The organism is Mycolicibacterium sp. ND9-15, assembly GCF_035918395.1.
Classification (GTDB): domain Bacteria; phylum Actinomycetota; class Actinomycetes; order Mycobacteriales; family Mycobacteriaceae; genus Mycobacterium.
Window position 1 is genome coordinate 3,146,803 of the sequence record NZ_CP142362.1, and the last position, 17,693, is coordinate 3,164,495.

Sequence of the window (17,693 nt, forward strand, 5' to 3'; positions counted from 1 at the left end):
GAAAGCGCCGGTCAGCGAACATATCGGCGGCGCCGGCGAGGAAAGCGCGCCTGCGCCCTGCCGCGGCGTAGCGCTGGTGTGGGGGCGTGGCGAAATCCCGCGCAGCGTGGTGATCGTGTTGAGCGCAGCTAAGTTATTTGCACGGCTGGGCCGTCGCGACCTACTGACCTGGAGGCCCTGGTGGCCTAAAGTCGGATGCCATGCGCTTCGGACTGTTCATTCCGCAGGGCTGGCGACTCGACCTGGTGGACATTCCTCCCGAAGAGCAGTGGCCGGTGATGCGCGACCTCGCCGCCTACGCGGACGGCAGCGACGCCTGGGATTCGCTGTGGGTGTACGACCACTTCCACACCGTGCCGGTGCCCACCGCCGAAGCGACCCACGAGGCGTGGACGCTGATGTCGGCCTACTCGGCGACGACGTCGCGCATCAAGCTCGGCCAGATGTGCACGGCGATGAGCTACCGCAACCCGGTCTATCTCGCCAAGGTCGCCGCCACGTGCGACATCATCTCGGGCGGGCGGATTCAAATGGGCATCGGTGGCGGCTGGTACGAGCACGAGTGGCGCGCCTACGGATACGGGTTCCCGTCGGCCGGGGTGCGGTTGGGCCGCCTCGACGAGGGGGTTCAGATCATGCGCGACGTGTGGCGCGACGGGAAGGTCAGCTTCGACGGTGAGCACTATCAGGTTGCCCGGGCGATAGTCGAACCGAAACCGTTGCAGCAGAACGGGATTCCGTTGTGGATCGCGGGCGGAGGGGAGAAGGTGACGCTGCGCATCGCCGCGGAGTACGCCCAGTACACGAACTTCACCTCCGAGCCCGGGGGTTTCGCGCACAAGTCACAGGTGCTGGCCGACCACTGCCGCGACGTCGGCACCGACTACAACGCGATCGTGCGCTCGGCCAACTTCAACGCGGTGATCGGCGAGTCGGAGGCCGACGTCAAGGACCGGGTGGCGAGGCTGCGTGCGCGGCAGGTCAGCAAGGCCGACGAGGCGGCGGTGGACGCGATGCTGAGCACCGTTTCGGCGCCCGAGTCCGCAAGCGGCACGCCCGAGCAGGTCGTCGAGAAGCTGTCCACCATGCGCGATCTCGGCTGCGAGTACGCGATTCTCTATTTCCCGGAGGCCGCGTACGACCGCTCCGGTATCGAACTGTTCGAGAAACAGGTGATTCCGGCGCTCAGCTAGATCGGCGGCGGTCAGGGCCGCAGCGGAATCGGGCCCTCAGCGGGAATAGCGGGGCCGGGCGCAGGAGCGTCGTAGTACCCGGGTGGCGGCGGGCCGTCCAGCGGGTAATACCCGGGCGGCAGGGACGGACCGCCCTCCGTCGGCGGCGCGACCGGCCGCCCGTTGGACTCCGGTGCGTTCAGCGAGATGTATCCGGGCGGCAGCGTAGGCGCGGGTCCTGCACCGGGCGGCGGTGGCGCCCCCACTGGTGGCTGACCGGGTGGCATCGCGGCGAAGCCGTACGGGTCCTGAGCCTGTCGCCAGGCGTCCCTGAGGAAACCGAGTGGACCCGGACTCGAGCCCTGCCCGTATTGCGGGTTCTGGATCTCGGGCACCGGCGGTGGGCCGACGGGCGGCGGCGCGGGCGGGGGATCGGCCGCGTCTGCCGGCGCGGCATACGGCTGCCCCGGCGCCGACGGTGCGCCGGGCGGGGTTTCCGGATCCGCGCCGGCGACGGCGACACAGGTCAGCGCAGCCAGGCTCACGGCCACGCCGGCCAGCGCGAGCTTGGCCGCCTTGACGGACGTGGCGCGACGACGACTGGTCATGGGTAAGGAGGCTAGCGGCTGAGCGTCACGAGCGCTCGGGTAACAGCGGTGCCGATGCGACTGCTCACCGAGTTGTGGCCGTCACTAGGATTGTTCTTTCCGTGATACCGCGAATAAAACAGCCCTCGATAGGAAGCCTGCGATGAACAAGACTTCACTGACAGCGCTCGCCCGTGAGCAACTCGAAAAAGCGCGCGCCGCGAACAGCGGGCGCAGCGCGCACACCGTCTACGGCGGCCATGAGCACTCGTTGCGGCAGACGCTGATCGCTCTCACCGCGGGCAGCAGACTCGACGAGCACGACGGCCCCGAAGAGGCGACACTGCAGGTGCTGCACGGGCGGGCCAAGCTCACCGTCGGCGAGAACAGCTGGGAGGGCTGGGCAGGCGATCACATCGTGATACCGCGCGACCGGCATGCGCTCGACGCGATGGAGGACGCCGTGGTGCTCTTGACGGTACTCAAGCAGGTCGGCCGGCACACCTAGATCGCGGGCCCGAGCAGGTCGTCGGCGTCCTTGATCACGTAGCCGTAGCCCTGTTCGGCGAGGAACCGCTGACGGTGCGCGGCATACTCGGCGTCGAGGCTGTCGCGCGAGACCACCGAGTAGAAGATCGCGCCGCCGCCGTCGGCCTTGGGCCGCAGGAGTCGGCCCAGCCGCTGTGCCTCCTCCTGACGGGATCCGAACGTTCCTGAAACCTGCACGGCCACACTGGCTTCGGGTAGGTCGATGGAGAAGTTGGCGACCTTCGAGACGACCAGCGTCGAGATCTCGCCCTGGCGGAACTGATCGAAAAGCGCCTCGCGTTCGGCAGTCTTCGTCGAGCCCTGGATCACCGGGGCGTCGAGTTCGGTTCCCAGTTCCTCGAGTTGGTCGAGGTAGGCGCCGATCACCAGCGTCTGCTCCCCCTGGTGCTTGTCGAGGATCGACTTGACCACCGCGATCTTGGTGTGCACCGTCGAGCACAACTTGTACCGCTCGTCGGGTTCGGCGGTCGCGTACAGCATCCGCTCGTTGTCGGTCATCGTCACGCGCACCTCCACGCACTCGGCCGGCGCGATCCAGCCCTGGGCCTCGATGTCCTTCCAGGGCGCGTCGTAGCGCTTCGGCCCGATCAGCGAGAACACGTCACCCTCGCGGCCGTCCTCGCGAATCAGCGTGGCGGTCAAGCCGAGTCGACGACGTGACTGCAGGTCGGCGGTCATCCGGAACACGGGCGCGGGCAGCAGGTGCACCTCGTCGTAGATGATCAGTCCCCAGTCGCGGCTGTCGAACAATTCCAGGTGCCGGTATTCGCCCTTGGTGCGACGCGTGATCACCTGATAGGTGGCGATGGTGACCGGACGGATCTCCTTGCGTTCCCCGGAGTATTCGCCGATCTCGCTTTCGGTGAGCGAAGTCCGGTTGATCAGTTCGCGTTTCCACTGCCTGCCCGCGACGGTGTTGGTCACCAGTATCAGCGTGGTCGCCGAGGCCTTCGCCATCGCGGCCGCGCCGACCAGCGTCTTGCCCGCACCGCACGGCAGCACCACGACCCCCGATCCGCCCTCCCAGAACGACTCGCATGCCATCTCCTGGTAGTCGCGCAGATGCCAGCCGTTCTGCGCGAGGCTGATCGGGTGCTTCTCACCGTCGACGTAGCCTGCCAGATCTTCTGCGGGCCAGCCGATTTTGAGGAGCATCTGCTTGACCCGGCCGCGCTCGCTGTTGTGCACGATGACGGTGTCGTCGTCGATGCGCGCGCCCAGCATCGGTGCGATCTTCTTGTTGCGCAGCACCTCTTCGAGCACCGCGCGGTCCAGGCTCACCAACGTCAGGCCGTGCGCCGGATGCTTGACCAACTGCAGGCGCCCGTAGCGGGCCATGGTGTCGACGATGTCGACCAGCAGCGGTTGCGGCACCGCGTACCGGGAGAACGACACCAGCGCGTCGACCACCTGTTCGGCGTCGTGTCCCGCAGCGCGGGCGTTCCACAACGCCAGCGGCGTGATCCGGTAGGTGTGCACATGCTCGGGCGCACGCTCGAGTTCGGCGAAGGGGGCGATAGCCGCGCGCGCAGCGCCCGCCTGCTCGTGGTCGACTTCGAGCAGCACGGTCTTGTCGGATTGCACGATCAGGGGGCCGTCGGTCATTTTGTCCATTATCCAGAACCGCCCGACGTGCCCTCCCGCGAGAGACCGTGTTTGCCCCGGGACACACCGCCTGAGCTGTACATTTTGCGGTCTTTCGCTACCGCTCATCGGCGGCGACGACCGACGTGATCCGGTGGATCGCGAAATCGCGGACCCGTCCCGAGGCCGGGTCGTATGCGGTCAACTGCCCGCCGCGCACGTTGATCGGCGCGACGACGCGCTGCGTCGCCACCCCTGCGGGGTCGACGTAGCCGATCACCACGGACTCCTGCGCAATGGCCGCGTCCTGCAACTGGGTGATTGCGACGGCGGGGTCCAGTCGCAGACCGCCGGTCGGCATGGCCGCCACCTTGCGCAGCACCGCGACGATCGCGCCGAGCGTCTGGCTGGTCGGGGCCGGGGCCGGTCGGTAGAGACGTCGGCGGCCCGGCGGGGCGGGCACCCGCGCGCCTCGTGCCCGGATGTCGACGATGGTGCCGGTCGAGTCCTCGGCCGCCGGGGCGAAACCGGCCTGCCGCAGCGCGGCCAGCACCTCGGCGATCGGGGCCTGTGACACCGCGACGGTCGGCGCCAGCAGGCGCATCTCCAGCGACGCGGTCGCCGGCGCCGCCACGGCCTGCGCGAGCAGCGCGGCGTCCTCGCACCGCACGAACGACGCCGCCATTCCCACGCGCAGCTGCCCATGCCTGCGGGCCACGTCATCGATGAGATACGTCAAGCCCTGCGGCACAGGAGTTTTCGAGTGACGGTCGAACAACTTGTGCAATTCGCCGGCGGTCCGTCCGGTGTCGAGGGCCCGCCGGATCGACGCCTCGCTGATGCGGTACACCATCGCCGCACCCGCAGACTCGACGCTCGCCACCGCGGCCAGTTGTTCGGCCAAGTCGCGTTGCAGCGGGCCCGGCACGATCACGGTCAGGTCGGCTTGTAGCAGGAAGTGGTCGATCGGCGCGGGAAGCACCTTGTCCATCGCCTTGACCACGTCGTCCGAGGGTGCGTCGGCGAACAGGGCCCGCGATGGGGTGGCCAGCGCACCGCGACCCATCAGGCCAAGTGCGTGCGCCTCCGTCAGCAGATCGGCGACCGGCCCCGGCTGCAAGCGGACGCCCCAGCGGGGCCTGCGCCAGATCATTGCGCGCGACGCCTCCGTCGCATCGACGCCCGCCCCCGGCGGCAGGCCCGCGAGCACGTCGAAAAGCAGCCTGCGGTCCAGTGGTGCGGCGGTGGAGAACAACGAATCCGACAGCGCGCCATAGGGTTTACCGTCGGGCCCGCGGTTGCCGATCAAGCTGGGGCGGCCGTGCAGGTCCATCCAGGTGGTCGCAAGCAGGTGCCACTTGACTGCCGTCGGCGACTGGAGGAACCGGTCGGCGGACACCGTCGGCGCCCAATAGGGGCCGCTGCCGGCATCCGGTTCGGGTTCGGGCGTGCCCGCGGCGATCAGCAGCGCGGCCACGATCACCTCGAGGATCAGCCCCAACCGGCGTTCGTCGATGCCGGTGACCTTGGCGAGTCGCTTGATGTCGCGCACGCCGATCCCACCGCTGCGCAGCTCGGGAACCGGTGTGTCGCCGAGTGTTTCGAGCACCACCTCCACTTCCCGCAGCAGGTCGAGGGCGGCACCCGCGGCGACGGCGTCGGCGTCGGCCGCCGTCGTCGTCGACACCACCGGGTCGGGTTCGGTCAGCTGCACCGGCCCGGGCAGTTCGCCGCGCAGCACCTGGCCGACCAATCGGGGCAGGATCACCGTTTCTGCATCCACCTGATGCAGTAGTCCGGCGGCCAACAGGCGCTGCACCGGACGGTCGGGGGGTGTCCCGGGTGCGGCGTCGCGGGTGCGGCCCACCGGGGAGCCCTCGAGCAGCTTGTGCAGCAGCTCGGACTGCGCCTCGTCGAGTGTCTCGAGCCGGGTGGCGATCTCCTCCGGGTCTTCCGCGGTCTCCTCGACCGTCACCTGCCCCGGATACCACGGCAGGCCCGCGCCCGCCTCGGCCGCCACCCGCACCGTCGCGTCACCCCATACCAGCGCGCGCTCGCGCAGATCGTCCAGGGCCTCGGTGACCGCGGCCTCGGGCGCCCGGTCGCCGATCAGCTCCAAGAGTTTGGTGGTCGGGACGGCGGTGGCGTCGGCGTGCAGCACCAGCAGCGCGTCGAGCACGGCCAGCCGCAGAAAGTCGAGGTCATCGGTGGCGGCCTTGACCGACTGACGGGCCGCAGCACGCGCCGCCAGCGCAGCGATCGTCCCCGGTGGCGGTTGGGTCAGGTCGGGCCGCAACTCCAGCAGCCGGATCAGCCGCTCGTCGGGGAGATCGGCCAACCAGGCGCCCAGAGAAAGTCCCGGAGCGTTCTGGGTCATTGCTGACCAGCGTAAAGGAGTATGTCGGTGTCGCCACCGGCCGATGCATTTGCCACAATGTGGGCGTGGCAGACAACAAAGGGAAGAAGCGATACGTCGATCCGGGCTGGCCGGTGCTCGACGGCGAGGACGATCATGCGATCAGCGAGCTGGCCGCCGACCGCACCGGCGCGCTGTCGCCCTTCGGCGAGCTCACGTTCCCGCTGCCCGCCGACGACCTCCCGTACCTGCACCCGGTGACGGTCGTCAACAAGTAAGTGTCCGAGCGGCCCCGCCTCTCGCACGTCGACGAGTCCGGCGCGGCGCGCATGGTCGACGTCACCGCCAAGGACGTCACCAGGCGCATCGCCGTCGCTGCGGGCACCGTGCACACGACGGCCGACGTCGTCGCGATGATCGCCGCCAACGGACTGCCCAAGGGCGATGCGCTGGCCACCGCGCGTATCGCCGGGATCCTGGCCGCCAAGCGGACCAGCGACCTGATTCCGCTGTGCCATCAGTTGGCACTCACCGGTGTCGACGTCGACTTCGAGATCGGCGACGTCGCGGTCGGGATCACCGCCACCGTGCGCAGCACCGACCGCACCGGCGTCGAGATGGAGGCCCTGACGGCGGTGAGCGTGGCCGCGCTGACCCTCTACGACATGATCAAGGCCGTCGACCCCGCCGCCCGCATCGACGGAATCCAGGTCTTGCGGAAAGAGGGCGGCAAGACCGGAACGTGGACGCGGCGATGAGGACGGGCCGGGTCGTCATCGCCTCCACCCGCGCGGCCGCCGGCGTGTACGAGGACCGCTGCGGGCCCATCGTCGTGGACTGGCTCACCGGCCGCGACATCGCGACCGTGGCGCCCGTCGTGGTCCCCGACGGCGATGCGGTCGCCGATGCCATCTGCGCCGCGGTCGGCGAGGGCGTCGACGTGGTGATCACCTCCGGCGGCACGGGCATCTCGCCGACCGACCGCACCGCCGAGGCCACCGCCGAGATCGTCGACTATCTGATTCCAGGGCTGGCCGACGCGATCCGGCGCGCCGGTGAGGACAAGGTGCCGACGTCGGTGCTGTCGCGTGGGGTGTGCGGGGTCAAGGGCCGCACGCTGATCGTGAACCTCCCCGGCTCGCCGGGCGGGGTCAAAGACGGGCTGGGGGTGCTCGACGGGGTTCTCGAGCATGCGCTCGATCAGCTCGGCGGAAAGGACCACGCGCGATGACAGCCGTGGTGCTGCGCGCCGACCTGAGTGAGCAGACGATCGAACTCGCCGAGCATGAGGCGCTGGTCGCCAACGCCTCGGCGGGCGCGGTGGTGAGCTTCGCCGGTGTGGTGCGGGACCACGACGGCGGCCGCGCGGTCGTGCGCCTGGAGTATTCGGCGCACCCGTCGGCGTCACAGACCCTGGCCGAGGTGGCCGCTCAGATCGCCGCTGAAGCGGTCGGTGTGCGGGCCGTCGCGGTCAGCCATCGCACCGGGGTTCTCGAGATCGGCGACGCCGCATTGGTGGCCGCCGTAGCGGCCGACCATCGCGCGGCAGCTTTCCAGACGTGTGCCCGGCTGGTGGATGTCGTCAAGGAGCGGCTGCCGGTGTGGAAGCACCAGTTCTTCGCCGACGGCTCTGACGAGTGGGTGAACTCCGCATAGTTTTCGCGGCCGAGTTACGGCTGGGTCAGCGGGAGCAACGCATCCTTGCCGGTGACGTCCTGCGCCTCGATCGCGTGCCAGATCTCCGTCAAATAGGAGACATCCGAATCGTTGTCCGCGGCGAGCGGCTCGGCAGCCGGCGCCGGCGGCGGTTGCGGGGCGGGCTCAAGCGGCGCATCGACGGGCAGCGACCAGAGTTCCGGCTGCTCGCCCGGGACGGGCGCCTCGGGTGCGACGTCCCAGTTGCCGACGGGTTGTACATCGACCGGGGGCGCCTCCGGGAGCGGGGCGGCCATCGCATCGAAAGGTTCTGGCGCCGGCGGTGCTTCCGGCAGTGGGGCGGCCACCGCATCAGCCGGTGCGGGGGCGGGCGGCAGAGGTTCGGGCAGCGGTGCCGGTGCGGGGGGCGCTTCGGGCAGCGGGGCCGGCGCAGGCGGCGCTTCGGGCAGCGGCGCGGCCAACGCATCGACCGGAGCGGGTGCCGGTGCGGGCGGTGCTTCGGGCAGCGGGGCCGGCGCAGGCGGCGCTTCGGGCAGCGGCGCGGCCAACGCATCGACCGGAGCGGGCGGAGGCGGCGGGGCGAGCGGATCGGCCGGCGGAGGCGGCGGAGGCGCCGGCGCGGCCAGTGCGTCGACGGGTGCCGGCGGGGGCGGCGGTGGGGGAGCGAACGGGTCGACGGGTGCGGGCGGCGGCAGCACGTTGTTCACCGCTTCGACGGCGTCATCGACGACGTTGCGCGGGGTCGCACTCGACAGCCCCTTACCGCACGTCGGCCACGCGCCCTTGCCCTGAGTGGCGAGCACGCGTTCGGCGACGGCGATCTGCTCTTCCTTGGAGGCCAGGTGCGCTGCGGGGGCGTACTCACCGCCGCCGTGGCCGGTCCAGGTGCTGGGCGAGAACTGCAGCCCGCCCTGGTAGCCGTTGCCGGTATTGATCGCCCAGTTGCCGCCGGATTCGCAGCTGGCGACGCGATCCCATTCGCCGTCGGTCGCGGCGGCGGCGTGCCCGGCGAGGGCGAGCCCCCCGCTTCCGAGCACTGCGCCGGTGAGGGCGACTTTCGCGACGTTCACGGACGATGCAGTGGGCTTGCGGTGCCGTCCACTCATGGGTGCACTAAGTCCTCTCTTCGGCGCCCGCGAGGTCAGCTGTCGGGTTCGGGCTGGAGAGGTTATGCCCGGCCGTGTCGCACAGTGCGATTCGGCTTCACCCCAAGGAGCCGGTCGGCTCCAGGTCCGCTATTGACTCGGCGGACCGATGGGTCCCCCGCCTCCATCCAAGTTGTTCGTCGGTATGCCGTGTGCCAACGGATGGAGCTCGGCGCGGTTGGGCACGGCGGGCCAATCGGTTTGAGGTCGACCGGCTTGGGACTGAACCGTAACGGCTCGCTTTGGCCGCGTCATCTTTCGCCGGTAACGGCGTTTTGTTCTCCGGCAAATCTTAAAAATGCTCTAAATGCCCAGCAGTTCTCGGCGTTTCCGCAGGACCACGACTCGCTCTACCGCGCCGTAGCCAGGTTGTGACCATTCTGTTATGTGACGGAAATCACCGCTAGCCGCCGGCGAAAGGGGGAAGGACATCGATCGTTTGAGCGTCTTTCAGGGCCACCGTGTCGTCACGCACGGCGACCCCGTCGCACAGAAAAGAGCAGCGCTTCAGCACTTTCGCAAGATTCTCGTCGCGTCCGCTCAGTTCGACGACGAGTTCGGCGAGCGTGGTTCCCGCCTGAAGGCGAATTGTCTCCTCATCGTTACCGGCGGCAGCCCGCGCGGCGGCGAAGTAGCGAACTTTTACTGCAACCGAGGTCGTTGTCGTCATCTCATCCTTCGAATCAACCGCCGATCGCGCTCATCGGCCGGGCGGGCTGCACAAAGTCGGGATCGTTGATGCCGTGGCCTGCCGCCTTCGCCCACATCGCGGCGCGCCATGCGGCCTCGACGACGGCGTCGTCGGCACCGCTGCGCATCAGTTGACGCAGATCGGTCTCCCGCTGAGCGAACAGGCAGTTGCGGACCTGGCCGTCGGCGGTGAGCCGGGTGCGGTCACAGGCGGAGCAGAACGCATGGGACACCGAGGCGATGATGCCGACCTTGCCCACGCCGTCGACCCGCCACAACTCGGCCGGCGCCGACCCACGCGGTGCCGTGTCGGGGGTGAGGTGGAAATGCTGTTGCAGCGTGTCGAGCACCTCGTCGGCGCCGATCGCCTTGCCCCGCTGCCACTGGTGGCCTGCGTCCAGCGGCATCTGCTCGATGATGCGCAACTGGTAGCCCTGTTCCAGGCAGAACCGCAGCAGCGCGACCGCGTCGTCAAGGCCGGTGACCGGGTCGAGAACCGCGTTGACCTTCACCGGTTCGAGGCCCGCGGCCTTCGCGGCCCGCAGGCCGGCCAGCACGTCGGGAAGCCGGTCTCGTCGGGTGATCGCGGCGAACCGCGCGCCCTCGACGGTGTCCAGCGACACGTTGATGCGGTCGAGCCCGGCTCGCTTGAGCCCCTCGGCCCGCTTGTCGAGGCCGACCCCGTTGGTGGTCAACGTGATCTCCGGCCGTGGGCGCAGCGCCGTCGTCGCGGCGATGACATCCTCGAGATGGCGGGCGATCAGCGGCTCCCCGCCGGTGAAACGCACGCTGGTGATGCCCAGCCTCGTCACGGCGATGCGCAACAATCGAGTCAGCTCCTCGGGCCGCAGCAGCTCCTCCGACGGCAGCCAGTTCAATCCTTCGGCGGGCATGCAGTACGTGCAGCGCAGGTTGCAGCGGTCGGTCAGCGACACCCGCAGGTCGGTGGCCACCCGGCCGAATGTGTCGATCAGCGGCCCGTCAGTGGGGGCCGACGAGGGCGGCGCGGCCGATGGCACCCCGAGGTCGACGATGGTCACGCGGCGGCTCGCCACGGGTTGGCGGCGGGGTCGGCCAAGGTGTCGACCGGCACGATGTCCTTACCCAGTGGCATCAGCGACACCGGGATCAGCTTGAGGTTGGCCAGCGCGAGCGGAATGCCGACGATCGTGATCGCCATCGCCACCGCGGTGATGATGTGCTCGAGCGCCAACCACACGCCGAACAGGATGACCCAGATGACGTTGCCGACCAGCGCGCCGGGGCGCGGTCCTGGTTTGTCGACGATCGTGCGGCCGAAGGGCCATAGCGCATACGCCGCGATACGCAGGGCCGCAAACCCGAACGGAATCGTGATGATCAGCACGAAGCAGATCAGCGCTGCCAGCAGATAGCCCAGCGCCAGCCACAGGCCGCCGAAGATCAGCCAGATGATGTTCAGGATCACTCGCATATCAATCGCAATCCAATCGCAATCCGGGCGGTTCCTCTCCGACAGCGGTAAGTCCAGCCTACCGATAAGGGGGTGCTGGCGAGGTAGAGGCCAGAGTAGGATCAGCCGCACGCGTCCCGGCGCATTCGGGGCGCTTTCCTTTTGTGAGTGATCCAAGACAAGCGGGTGAGTTCAGTGCCGACCGGCCGGGTGAAGTGGTACGACGCCGAAAAAGGCTTCGGGTTTTTGTCGCAGGAGGACGGCGAGGACGTCTACGTCCGATCCTCGGCGCTGCCCGCCGGTGTCGAGACCCTCAAGGCAGGGCAGCGCGTCGAGTTCGGTGTGGCCGCGGGCCGGCGCGGGCCGCAGGCGTTGACGCTCACACTCATCGATCCGCCGCCGAGCCTGTCGCGGACGCGCCGCGAGGCGGCCGCCGCCGAGCGCAAGCATTCACCCGACGAGCTGCACGGCATGATCGAGGACATGATCACGCTGCTGGAGAGCGCGGTACAGCCCGAGCTGCGCAAGGGCCGCTATCCGGACCGCAAGGTCGCCCGCCGGGTGTCCGAAGTGGTGCGCGCGGTCGGCCGCGAGCTCGAGTCCTGAGGTTGTTTCAACGCGCATAACTTCAGATTCGGCGGGGCATGCTGGCGTTATGGCATACGTCGCCGACGAATCCGAATCAAGTGGCGAGTTCAACCGCGACACCGAATACATCACGACGCGCATCACGGCCGACGGCCGCGACGGATACCCCGTCGAACCCGGCAGGTACCGGCTCGTCGTCGCGCGGGCCTGCCCATGGGCCAACCGTACGATCATCGTCCGCAGGCTCCTTGGGCTGGAAGACGTCCTCTCCATAGGCTTTTGCGGTCCCACGCATGACGAGGACAGCTGGACGTTCGACCTCGACCCCGACGGTCTAGACCCGGTACTGGGCATCCCCCGACTCAAGGACGCCTACCTGAAGCGCTTCGGTGGCTACGACAAGGGCATCACGGTTCCCGCGGTCGTCGACGTGCCGACCGGTGAGGTCGTCACCAACGACTTCCCGCAGATCACGTTGGACTTCTCCACCGAATGGGCCGACTATCACCGCGATGGCGCCCCGGACCTCTACCCCGAAGACCGACGCGACGAGATCGACGAAGTGGCGCAGCGCATCTACACCGAGGTCAACAACGGTGTCTACCGGTGCGGCTTCGCAGGCTCACAGCGCGCCTACGATAAGTCCTACGACCGCCTGTTCACCGCGCTGGACTGGCTCGAAGACCGCCTCGAAAACCAGCGATATCTGGTGGGCGACACCATCACCGAGGCCGACGTGCGGCTGTTCACCACGTTGGCGCGCTTCGATCCCGTCTACCACGGGCACTTCAAGTGCAACCGCCACAAGCTCGCCGAGCTTCCGGTGCTGTGGTCCTATGCCCGCGATCTGTTCCAGACCCCGGGCTTCGGCGACACCATCGACTTCGTCCAGATCAAGCAGCACTACTACATCGTGCATGCGGACATCAATCCGACGCGGGTCGTGCCGAAAGGGCCGGAACTGTCCAACTGGCTCACACCGCACGGCCGAGAGTCGTTGGGCGGCAGTCCGTTCGGCGACGGTACACCGCCGGGACCGACCCGCGAGGGGGAACGGGTCCCGCAGGCGCATTCGGCCTAGGTCTGGTCTAGGCCCACACCGTCCGCACCGACCACTCGGCGTGCGGGGCGGGCACCTCCTCGCCGTCGAGGCGGATCAGCGTGGGCAGCAGGACCGCGAACCCGGTGAGCTTGCCGCGCTGCGCGTCGACGGTGGGGATCGTCACCGCCAGCCGTGTGTTGGGCCGGAACTCCTCGATGACGTCGGAATCCTCGTACTGGCGCAACAGCACCCACGGCGCCCTGGCGATCGCCGGCGGCACCGACAACTGCACCGCACCGCGCTCTGTCACTCCCAGCTCGCCCTGATCTTCGAAGACCACACAATCGGTGGGGTTGAGCACCTCGCAGTAGCGGTAGGGTCCGACACGGACCAGCTGGCCGTGCGAATATGCGCTGATTTCAGGGTATTTCGGTGACTCGTCGTCGCTGAGCCGCCAGATGAGCACACCCGTACCCACCGACGCCAGGACCACCACCACCGCGAGCGCGGCGAGTACGCGTTTCACTCGTGCGCCACCGCCGCGGTGTCCGGGCGCCCGCCCTCCTGCTCGGCCAGCACGGGCCGGTTTCCGCCCAGGCCGGGAATCAGCGAATCGCCGCGGTAGCTGACCACGGTCTGCGCCAGCCCGAGGATCAGCACCGAGGTGATGGCCGTGAAGCCCACCCACAGCTCGGTGTAGACGAGCACGCCGACGGCGCCGCCCGCGACCCAGGCCAACTGCAGCACCGATTCCGAGCGCCCGAACGCCGAGGCACGCGACTCCTCGGGCAGGTCGTCCTGCAGCGACGCGTCCAGCGACGCCTTGCCGATCGCGCTGGCCCCCGAGGTGAGCAGGGTGGCGACCGCCGCCACCAGAAGGTCACCGGTCAGGGCGGCGGCCAGCGCGGCGAGGGTGACGACGACCGTGCAGCGCACCACCACCTGCGCGGGATGGCCCAGCTTGAGGCGCGCGCTGGTGAAGTTGCCCGCGAAGTTGCCGATGGCCGCGGCCGCGCCGATCAGCCCGAGTATGCGCAGCTGCTCCCAGCCACTGGCGTCGTGGGACTTGGCGACGAAGGCCGGATAGAGGAACAGGAAGCCGACCATCACCTTGATGGTGCAGTTACCCCACAGCGCGGCGATCGTGTTGCGGCCCAGAGGCTGTCGCGCCGATTTCGTCGGCGGCAGGTGTTCGGGGCGGCGCCGCGGTTCGTCCGGGCGGCCGTGGTAGCTCAGCGTCGCGGGCACCTCACCCTCGGTGACCTCGACCCACTTCGGGATCCGCATCGCCAGCGCCGCACCCGCCACCGAGACCGCGACGATGACGTAGAGCGCCCCGGGCATGTAGAACAAATTGAAGAAGTACTCCGCGCCCGCGGCGACCGCCCCGCCGACCAGGGTGCCGCCGAGCAGACCAAACGTCGTCAACCGCGAGTTCACCCGCACCAGGTCGATGGTCGGCGGCAGCACGCGCGGTGTCACCGCGCTGCGCAACACGCTGAATGACTTGGACAGCACCATCATTCCCAGCGCGCAGGGGTAGAGCACCCACGACGGGAAGCTGCCGGTGGCGCCGTCGTAGTTGGCGATCAGCACCACCGCCAGCCCGGTGCGCAGCGCGAACGACGCGGCCAGCGCGGCGCGGCGGCCGTGCTGCAACCGGTCCAGGGCCGGCCCGATCAGGGGGGCGATGACGGCGAACGGCGCAATGGTGATCAACAGGTACAGCGCGACCTTGCCCTTGCTCTCCCCGGTGGCCGCGGCGAAGAACAGGGTGTTGGCCAGTGCGACGGCCATCGCGGCGTCGACGGCGAAGTTCGCGACCACCGGCCATGTGAGCGCGGTGAGCCCGGACTTGTCGGCGCCGTCGGCGGTGGCGGCCCGATGCACCAGGCCGTACATCTTGGAGCCCATCTCGCGGCTGCGTTGTGCGGCCGCCCTTGTGACGGTGACTTTTTCGCCCGCCGCGCTGCCGATGCCGTGCGGCGGAGGCTGGTAACCGAACTCGCGGGCCGGCTCATCGAGCGGCGGGAGCCAGCGGTTGGCGCTGGGCGTGGGCCCACTGCGTCGAGGACGGCGGTAGCTGGGGTCGCTCGGGTAATTGGCCATGCCAGGATGCTCGTCGGCGCGCGGGTCGTCGGCGGGCGGACGCGGAGGGTAGTAGCGCCGGCCCGGCGAGTCGCGGGGGTCACGACGCGGTCCTGTCACGATGTCGATTCTCCACCATCCAAGCGGTAGCGGGCGTGCAGCCAACCGGTGTGGCTACCGGTCGGCCGGTCAGGCACTATTGAGGACGATGGACAGCGTGACCGAATCCGCCGAGCGCCCGGACCTGGAGGCCGTACTCCTGGGCGCCGTCGATGACGCGCGCGCGGCGATCGTCGAGTTCAGCGGCGAGGACACCGTCGGGGAGTACCTCGGCGCGAGCTTCGAGGACCCCACCGCGGCCACGCACCGGTTCCTCGCCGACATGCCGGGCTACCGCGGCTGGCAGTGGGCTGTCGTCGTCGCGGCGTGGCCGGGCGCCGACCACGCCACCATCAGCGAGGTCGTGCTGGTGCCGGGACCGACGGCGTTGCTGGCGCCGAAGTGGGTGCCGTGGCAGGACCGCGTCCGCCCCGGCGATCTGGGCCCGGGAGATCTGCTCGCCCCGCGCGCCGACGACCCCCGCCTCGTGCCCGGCTATATGGCTAGCGGCGACCCACAGATCGACGAGGTCGCCGCCGAAGTGGGCCTGGGGCGGCGCCAGGTGCTCAGCCCGTGGGGCCGCATGGACGCCGCGCAACGCTGGCACGACGGCGAGCATGGCCCCGACTCGGCGATGGCGCGCTCGACGCGGCGCGTCTGCCGGGACTGTGGTTTCTACGTGCCGCTCGCCGGATCGCTGGGCACGACGTTCGGTGTGTGCGCGAACGAGTTCTCCGCGGACGGTCACGTTGTCGACTCCGAATACGGTTGCGGCGCACACTCGGACACGCCGCAGGCCGCGGGCGGCGGCTCTCCGCTTCATGACCCGTACGACGACGGCGTGCTGGATCTGACCGAGCCGTCCGACTAGCTTTCGGCCGCGGCCTTGATCCGCGCGAGCGACTCGTTCATGCCCTCGACGAGCTCACGCTCGAAGTTCGGCACCCCACCCATGAACGCGTTGACCAACATATTGGAGACCGGCTTCACGCCGTTCTCCGCGTGCCGGGTCTCCACCAGCCGGGTGCCGGACTCGGTGGGCTCGAGCTCGTAGCTCCACACCGTGCCGTTGTCGTTCACCCGGAACGCCAGCTTCTTCTGCGGAATCAGTTCGGTGATCTGGCTCCTGGTGGGCCAGAACAGGTAGCCCCGCCGATTGAGGTTGAACGTCTTCGCCCCGGGACGAAGCGGGCCGAACGTCTTCATCAGCCGGCACTGCGGACTCCATCGCGGCATGTTCTTGAGGTCCGAGATCAGCTCCCACACCTTCGCCACCGGGGCGTTGATCGTGGTTTCGGCCTGCAACAGCGGCGCTCCCATCGCGCCCTCCTATCTTGTGGTGCTCGTACTCAGGTCAGTCCGCTCTGCGCCCCGCGCGAGCCTTGGCGCACGGCGCGACGCTGCCACAACCAGATCGCCGTGCCAAGGGCGCCGACGCCGAGCCCGGCCACCGTGTACGGCCGCCACTCGTGTAGACCGGTCACCGTGAACGCCAGGATTGCAGCGACGACCCACCCGGCCGCGATCGCGACGACGACCGGCCACGGCTTGAGCAGGATGTCGGGCAGCGGGGGCGGATGCGGGGTCATCGCTATGAAAGGTAGCCCACTGCATCGCCCATGAGTGAGAACGTCATCGACGTCGCCGATCCGTCCGACCCACGGCTGGCCGACTTCCGCGACCTGAACAGCGTCGATCGCAGGCCCGACCTGCCCACCGGCAAGGGCCTGGTGATCGCCGAGGGCGTGCTGGTGGTGCAGCGCATGCTCGCGTCGCGGTTCGTCCCCCGCGCGGTGATGGGCACCGACCGCCGCCTACAGGAGCTCGCGGCCGACCTGGCGGGCGTCTCGGCCCCGTACTACCGCGTGCAATCCGACGTGATGGCCGAGGTGGTGGGTTTTCACCTCAACCGCGGTGTGCTGGCGTCGGCGTCGCGCCCGCGTGAGTTGGCGATCGGCGAGGTACTCGACGGCGCCCGCACCGTCGCCGTCCTCGAAGGCGTCAACGACCACGAGAACCTCGGCTCGATCTTCCGCAACGCGGCCGGCCTCGGTGTCGACGCGGTCGTGTTCGGCACCGGCTGCGCCGATCCGCTGTATCGACGCGCCGTGCGGGTGTCGATGGGCCATGCGCTGCTCGTGCCGTACGCGTGGGCGCAGACTTGGCCGGCTGATCTGGAGCAGTTGCGCAACAATGGTTTTCGTCTGCTGGCGATGACGCCTGCGGCGACGGCGCGCACCCTCGCCGACGCCATGTCCAGTATCGGCGACGACAAGGTGGCGATGCTGGTCGGCGCCGAGGGGCCGGGGCTGACCGAGCGGACGATGCGGGCGGCGGACCTGCGGGTGCGGATCCCGATGTCGCGCGGCACCGATTCGCTCAACGTCGCGACCGCTGCCGCCTTGGCGTTCTACGAGCGGGTTAGATTGGCGAAATGACCGACGACTCGACGCCGTGGGCGATGGGGTTGACGGTGGCTGGCTTCGTCGCCGCGGTCATCGCGGCCGCGATCGTGGTGCTCAGTCTCGGGCTGACGCGGTTGCACCCGCTGCTGGCGATCGGGCTGAACCTGGTCGCCGTCGGGGGCCTGGCGCCGACGGTCTGGGGCTGGCGCAACCGGCCGGTGTGGCGGTGGTTCGTACTGGGTTCCGGCGTCGGGGTGGCCGCCGCGTGGCTGGTCGTGCTCGCCGTCGCGCTCCGCTGAC

At 69.2% G+C, this 17,693-nt stretch carries 22 protein-coding genes and 1 riboswitch; of the genes, 11 read left to right on the forward strand and 11 right to left on the reverse strand.

Features of this window, described 5'->3' with window-relative positions:
* Window positions 1–200: 200 nt before the first annotated feature.
* Window positions 201–1,193, forward strand: coding sequence for an LLM class F420-dependent oxidoreductase (locus QGN32_RS15395; protein WP_326545228.1), 993 nt, complete (start codon window positions 201–203; stop codon window positions 1,191–1,193).
* Window positions 1,194–1,204: 11 nt separating this feature from the next.
* Here QGN32_RS15395 and QGN32_RS15400 read toward each other — a convergent pair whose 3' ends face one another.
* Window positions 1,205–1,780: a hypothetical protein gene (locus tag QGN32_RS15400; RefSeq protein WP_326545229.1), complete on the reverse strand. Its 576-nt coding sequence runs from the start codon at window positions 1,778–1,780 to the stop codon at window positions 1,205–1,207.
* Between the two features lie 142 nt (window positions 1,781–1,922).
* Between QGN32_RS15400 and QGN32_RS15405 the strand changes: the two genes are divergently transcribed.
* Window positions 1,923–2,267 carry a cupin domain-containing protein gene (locus tag QGN32_RS15405; RefSeq protein WP_326545230.1) on the forward strand — a complete coding sequence of 115 codons (345 nt, stop codon included), beginning with the start codon at window positions 1,923–1,925 and terminating at the stop codon, window positions 2,265–2,267.
* On the opposite strand, the gene QGN32_RS15410 is transcribed toward QGN32_RS15405, so the two are convergent.
* Together QGN32_RS15410 and QGN32_RS15415 are read right to left on the reverse strand one after the other, a co-directional pair.
* Window positions 2,264–3,913: a DNA repair helicase XPB gene (locus tag QGN32_RS15410; RefSeq protein ID WP_326545231.1), complete on the reverse strand. Its 1,650-nt coding sequence runs from the start codon at window positions 3,911–3,913 to the stop codon at window positions 2,264–2,266. The two genes, QGN32_RS15405 and QGN32_RS15410, sit on opposite strands and share 4 nt — an antisense overlap.
* 97 nt (window positions 3,914–4,010) lie before the next feature.
* Entirely contained in the window at window positions 4,011–6,269 is a 2,259-nt protein-coding gene (locus tag QGN32_RS15415) for a helicase-associated domain-containing protein (RefSeq protein ID WP_326545232.1), read from the reverse strand.
* 59 nt (window positions 6,270–6,328) lie between these two features.
* On the opposite strand from QGN32_RS15415, the gene QGN32_RS15420 reads away from it, so the two are divergent.
* The 4 genes from QGN32_RS15420 to QGN32_RS15435 are packed head-to-tail and all read left to right on the forward strand — an operon-like array spanning window position 6,329 to window position 7,904.
* Window positions 6,329–6,526: a hypothetical protein gene (locus QGN32_RS15420; protein ID WP_442791710.1), complete on the forward strand. Its 198-nt coding sequence runs from the start codon at window positions 6,329–6,331 to the stop codon at window positions 6,524–6,526.
* Window positions 6,527–6,577: 51 nt separating this feature from the next.
* Window positions 6,578–7,006, forward strand: coding sequence for a cyclic pyranopterin monophosphate synthase MoaC (moaC, locus tag QGN32_RS15425; protein WP_326549089.1), 429 nt, complete (start codon window positions 6,578–6,580; stop codon window positions 7,004–7,006).
* A complete protein-coding gene (locus QGN32_RS15430) occupies window positions 7,003–7,479 on the forward strand; it encodes a MogA/MoaB family molybdenum cofactor biosynthesis protein (protein WP_326545234.1) in 477 nt (158 codons plus the stop codon). The genes moaC and QGN32_RS15430 overlap by 4 nt, the downstream gene beginning before the upstream one ends.
* A complete protein-coding gene (locus QGN32_RS15435) occupies window positions 7,476–7,904 on the forward strand; it encodes a molybdenum cofactor biosynthesis protein MoaE (protein ID WP_326545235.1) in 429 nt (142 codons plus the stop codon). Before QGN32_RS15430 ends, QGN32_RS15435 begins: the two co-directional genes overlap by 4 nt.
* A gap of 14 nt (window positions 7,905–7,918) precedes the next feature.
* Here the strand turns inward: QGN32_RS15435 and QGN32_RS15440 are convergent, their stop codons facing one another.
* From QGN32_RS15440 to QGN32_RS15455, 4 genes are all read right to left on the reverse strand, one after another.
* On the reverse strand, window positions 7,919–9,010 hold the full coding sequence (locus tag QGN32_RS15440; RefSeq protein ID WP_326545236.1) for a transglycosylase family protein: 1,092 nt from the start codon (window positions 9,008–9,010) through the stop codon (window positions 7,919–7,921).
* 9 nt (window positions 9,011–9,019) lie between these two features.
* Window positions 9,020–9,202: riboswitch (cyclic di-AMP (ydaO/yuaA leader) on the reverse strand.
* Window positions 9,203–9,452: 250 nt separating this feature from the next.
* Complete coding sequence (locus QGN32_RS15445; protein WP_326545237.1) at window positions 9,453–9,719, reverse strand: MoaD/ThiS family protein; 267 nt, start codon at window positions 9,717–9,719, stop codon at window positions 9,453–9,455.
* A gap of 13 nt (window positions 9,720–9,732) precedes the next feature.
* Window positions 9,733–10,779 (reverse strand): GTP 3',8-cyclase MoaA, encoded by a 1,047-nt coding sequence (gene moaA / locus QGN32_RS15450; protein ID WP_326545238.1) that lies wholly within the window; start codon window positions 10,777–10,779, stop codon window positions 9,733–9,735.
* On the reverse strand, window positions 10,776–11,192 hold the full coding sequence (locus tag QGN32_RS15455) for a YccF domain-containing protein (protein ID WP_326545239.1): 417 nt from the start codon (window positions 11,190–11,192) through the stop codon (window positions 10,776–10,778). The genes moaA and QGN32_RS15455 overlap by 4 nt, the downstream gene beginning before the upstream one ends.
* Window positions 11,193–11,366: 174 nt before the next feature.
* Here QGN32_RS15455 and QGN32_RS15460 point away from each other — a divergent pair, with 174 nt between their 5' ends.
* Both QGN32_RS15460 and QGN32_RS15465 read left to right on the forward strand, forming a co-directional pair.
* Window positions 11,367–11,777 carry a cold-shock protein gene (locus QGN32_RS15460; protein WP_326549090.1) on the forward strand — a complete coding sequence of 137 codons (411 nt, stop codon included), beginning with the start codon at window positions 11,367–11,369 and terminating at the stop codon, window positions 11,775–11,777.
* Window positions 11,778–11,826: 49 nt separating this feature from the next.
* On the forward strand, window positions 11,827–12,840 hold the full coding sequence (locus QGN32_RS15465; RefSeq protein WP_326545240.1) for a glutathione S-transferase family protein: 1,014 nt from the start codon (window positions 11,827–11,829) through the stop codon (window positions 12,838–12,840).
* A gap of 7 nt (window positions 12,841–12,847) precedes the next feature.
* Here the strand turns inward: QGN32_RS15465 and QGN32_RS15470 are convergent, their stop codons facing one another.
* Window positions 12,848–13,327, reverse strand: coding sequence for a DUF2771 domain-containing protein (locus tag QGN32_RS15470; protein ID WP_326545241.1), 480 nt, complete (start codon window positions 13,325–13,327; stop codon window positions 12,848–12,850).
* A complete protein-coding gene (locus tag QGN32_RS15475) occupies window positions 13,324–15,009 on the reverse strand; it encodes an MFS transporter (RefSeq protein WP_442791711.1) in 1,686 nt (561 codons plus the stop codon). The genes QGN32_RS15470 and QGN32_RS15475 overlap by 4 nt, the downstream gene beginning before the upstream one ends.
* An 88-nt stretch (window positions 15,010–15,097) precedes the next feature.
* On the opposite strand from QGN32_RS15475, the gene QGN32_RS15480 reads away from it, so the two are divergent.
* Complete coding sequence (locus tag QGN32_RS15480) at window positions 15,098–15,859, forward strand: DUF3027 domain-containing protein (RefSeq protein ID WP_326545242.1); 762 nt, start codon at window positions 15,098–15,100, stop codon at window positions 15,857–15,859.
* On the opposite strand, the gene QGN32_RS15485 is transcribed toward QGN32_RS15480, so the two are convergent.
* Both QGN32_RS15485 and QGN32_RS15490 read right to left on the reverse strand, forming a co-directional pair.
* Window positions 15,856–16,308, reverse strand: a complete 453-nt coding sequence (locus QGN32_RS15485) for an SRPBCC family protein (protein ID WP_326545243.1) — start codon at window positions 16,306–16,308, stop codon at window positions 15,856–15,858. The genes QGN32_RS15480 and QGN32_RS15485 overlap by 4 nt on opposite strands.
* A 29-nt stretch (window positions 16,309–16,337) precedes the next feature.
* The gene (locus QGN32_RS15490; RefSeq protein ID WP_326545244.1) at window positions 16,338–16,577 is read right to left on the reverse strand and encodes a DUF2530 domain-containing protein; all 240 of its coding nucleotides are present in this window, start codon (window positions 16,575–16,577) and stop codon (window positions 16,338–16,340) included.
* A gap of 30 nt (window positions 16,578–16,607) precedes the next feature.
* Here QGN32_RS15490 and QGN32_RS15495 point away from each other — a divergent pair, with 30 nt between their 5' ends.
* Both QGN32_RS15495 and QGN32_RS15500 read left to right on the forward strand, forming a co-directional pair.
* On the forward strand, window positions 16,608–17,426 hold the full coding sequence (locus tag QGN32_RS15495; protein WP_326545245.1) for a TrmH family RNA methyltransferase: 819 nt from the start codon (window positions 16,608–16,610) through the stop codon (window positions 17,424–17,426).
* Complete coding sequence (locus QGN32_RS15500; protein ID WP_326545246.1) at window positions 17,423–17,692, forward strand: DUF2537 domain-containing protein; 270 nt, start codon at window positions 17,423–17,425, stop codon at window positions 17,690–17,692. Before QGN32_RS15495 ends, QGN32_RS15500 begins: the two co-directional genes overlap by 4 nt.
* Window position 17,693 lies beyond the last annotated feature (1 nt).

Bases quoted from the DNA above. Each gene is read 5' to 3' on its own strand.
- moaC (WP_326549089.1), top strand. From the start codon at position 6,578: ATGGTCGACGTCACCGCCAAGGACGTCACCAGGCGCATCGCCGTCGCT.
- QGN32_RS15400 (WP_326545229.1), bottom strand. From the start codon at position 1,780: ATGACCAGTCGTCGTCGCGCCACGTCCGTCAAGGCGGCCAAGCTCGCG.
- QGN32_RS15485 (WP_326545243.1), bottom strand. From the start codon at position 16,308: ATGGGAGCGCCGCTGTTGCAGGCCGAAACCACGATCAACGCCCCGGTG.
- QGN32_RS15395 (WP_326545228.1), top strand. From the start codon at position 201: ATGCGCTTCGGACTGTTCATTCCGCAGGGCTGGCGACTCGACCTGGTG.
- QGN32_RS15465 (WP_326545240.1), top strand. From the start codon at position 11,827: ATGGCATACGTCGCCGACGAATCCGAATCAAGTGGCGAGTTCAACCGC.
- QGN32_RS15455 (WP_326545239.1), bottom strand. From the start codon at position 11,192: ATGCGAGTGATCCTGAACATCATCTGGCTGATCTTCGGCGGCCTGTGG.
- QGN32_RS15415 (WP_326545232.1), bottom strand. From the start codon at position 6,269: ATGACCCAGAACGCTCCGGGACTTTCTCTGGGCGCCTGGTTGGCCGAT.
- QGN32_RS15495 (WP_326545245.1), top strand. From the start codon at position 16,608: ATGAGTGAGAACGTCATCGACGTCGCCGATCCGTCCGACCCACGGCTG.
- QGN32_RS15480 (WP_326545242.1), top strand. From the start codon at position 15,098: ATGGACAGCGTGACCGAATCCGCCGAGCGCCCGGACCTGGAGGCCGTA.
- QGN32_RS15405 (WP_326545230.1), top strand. From the start codon at position 1,923: ATGAACAAGACTTCACTGACAGCGCTCGCCCGTGAGCAACTCGAAAAA.
- QGN32_RS15430 (WP_326545234.1), top strand. From the start codon at position 7,003: ATGAGGACGGGCCGGGTCGTCATCGCCTCCACCCGCGCGGCCGCCGGC.
- QGN32_RS15440 (WP_326545236.1), bottom strand. From the start codon at position 9,010: ATGAGTGGACGGCACCGCAAGCCCACTGCATCGTCCGTGAACGTCGCG.
- QGN32_RS15500 (WP_326545246.1), top strand. From the start codon at position 17,423: ATGACCGACGACTCGACGCCGTGGGCGATGGGGTTGACGGTGGCTGGC.
- QGN32_RS15410 (WP_326545231.1), bottom strand. From the start codon at position 3,913: ATGACCGACGGCCCCCTGATCGTGCAATCCGACAAGACCGTGCTGCTC.
- QGN32_RS15445 (WP_326545237.1), bottom strand. From the start codon at position 9,719: ATGACGACAACGACCTCGGTTGCAGTAAAAGTTCGCTACTTCGCCGCC.
- QGN32_RS15490 (WP_326545244.1), bottom strand. From the start codon at position 16,577: ATGACCCCGCATCCGCCCCCGCTGCCCGACATCCTGCTCAAGCCGTGG.
- QGN32_RS15435 (WP_326545235.1), top strand. From the start codon at position 7,476: ATGACAGCCGTGGTGCTGCGCGCCGACCTGAGTGAGCAGACGATCGAA.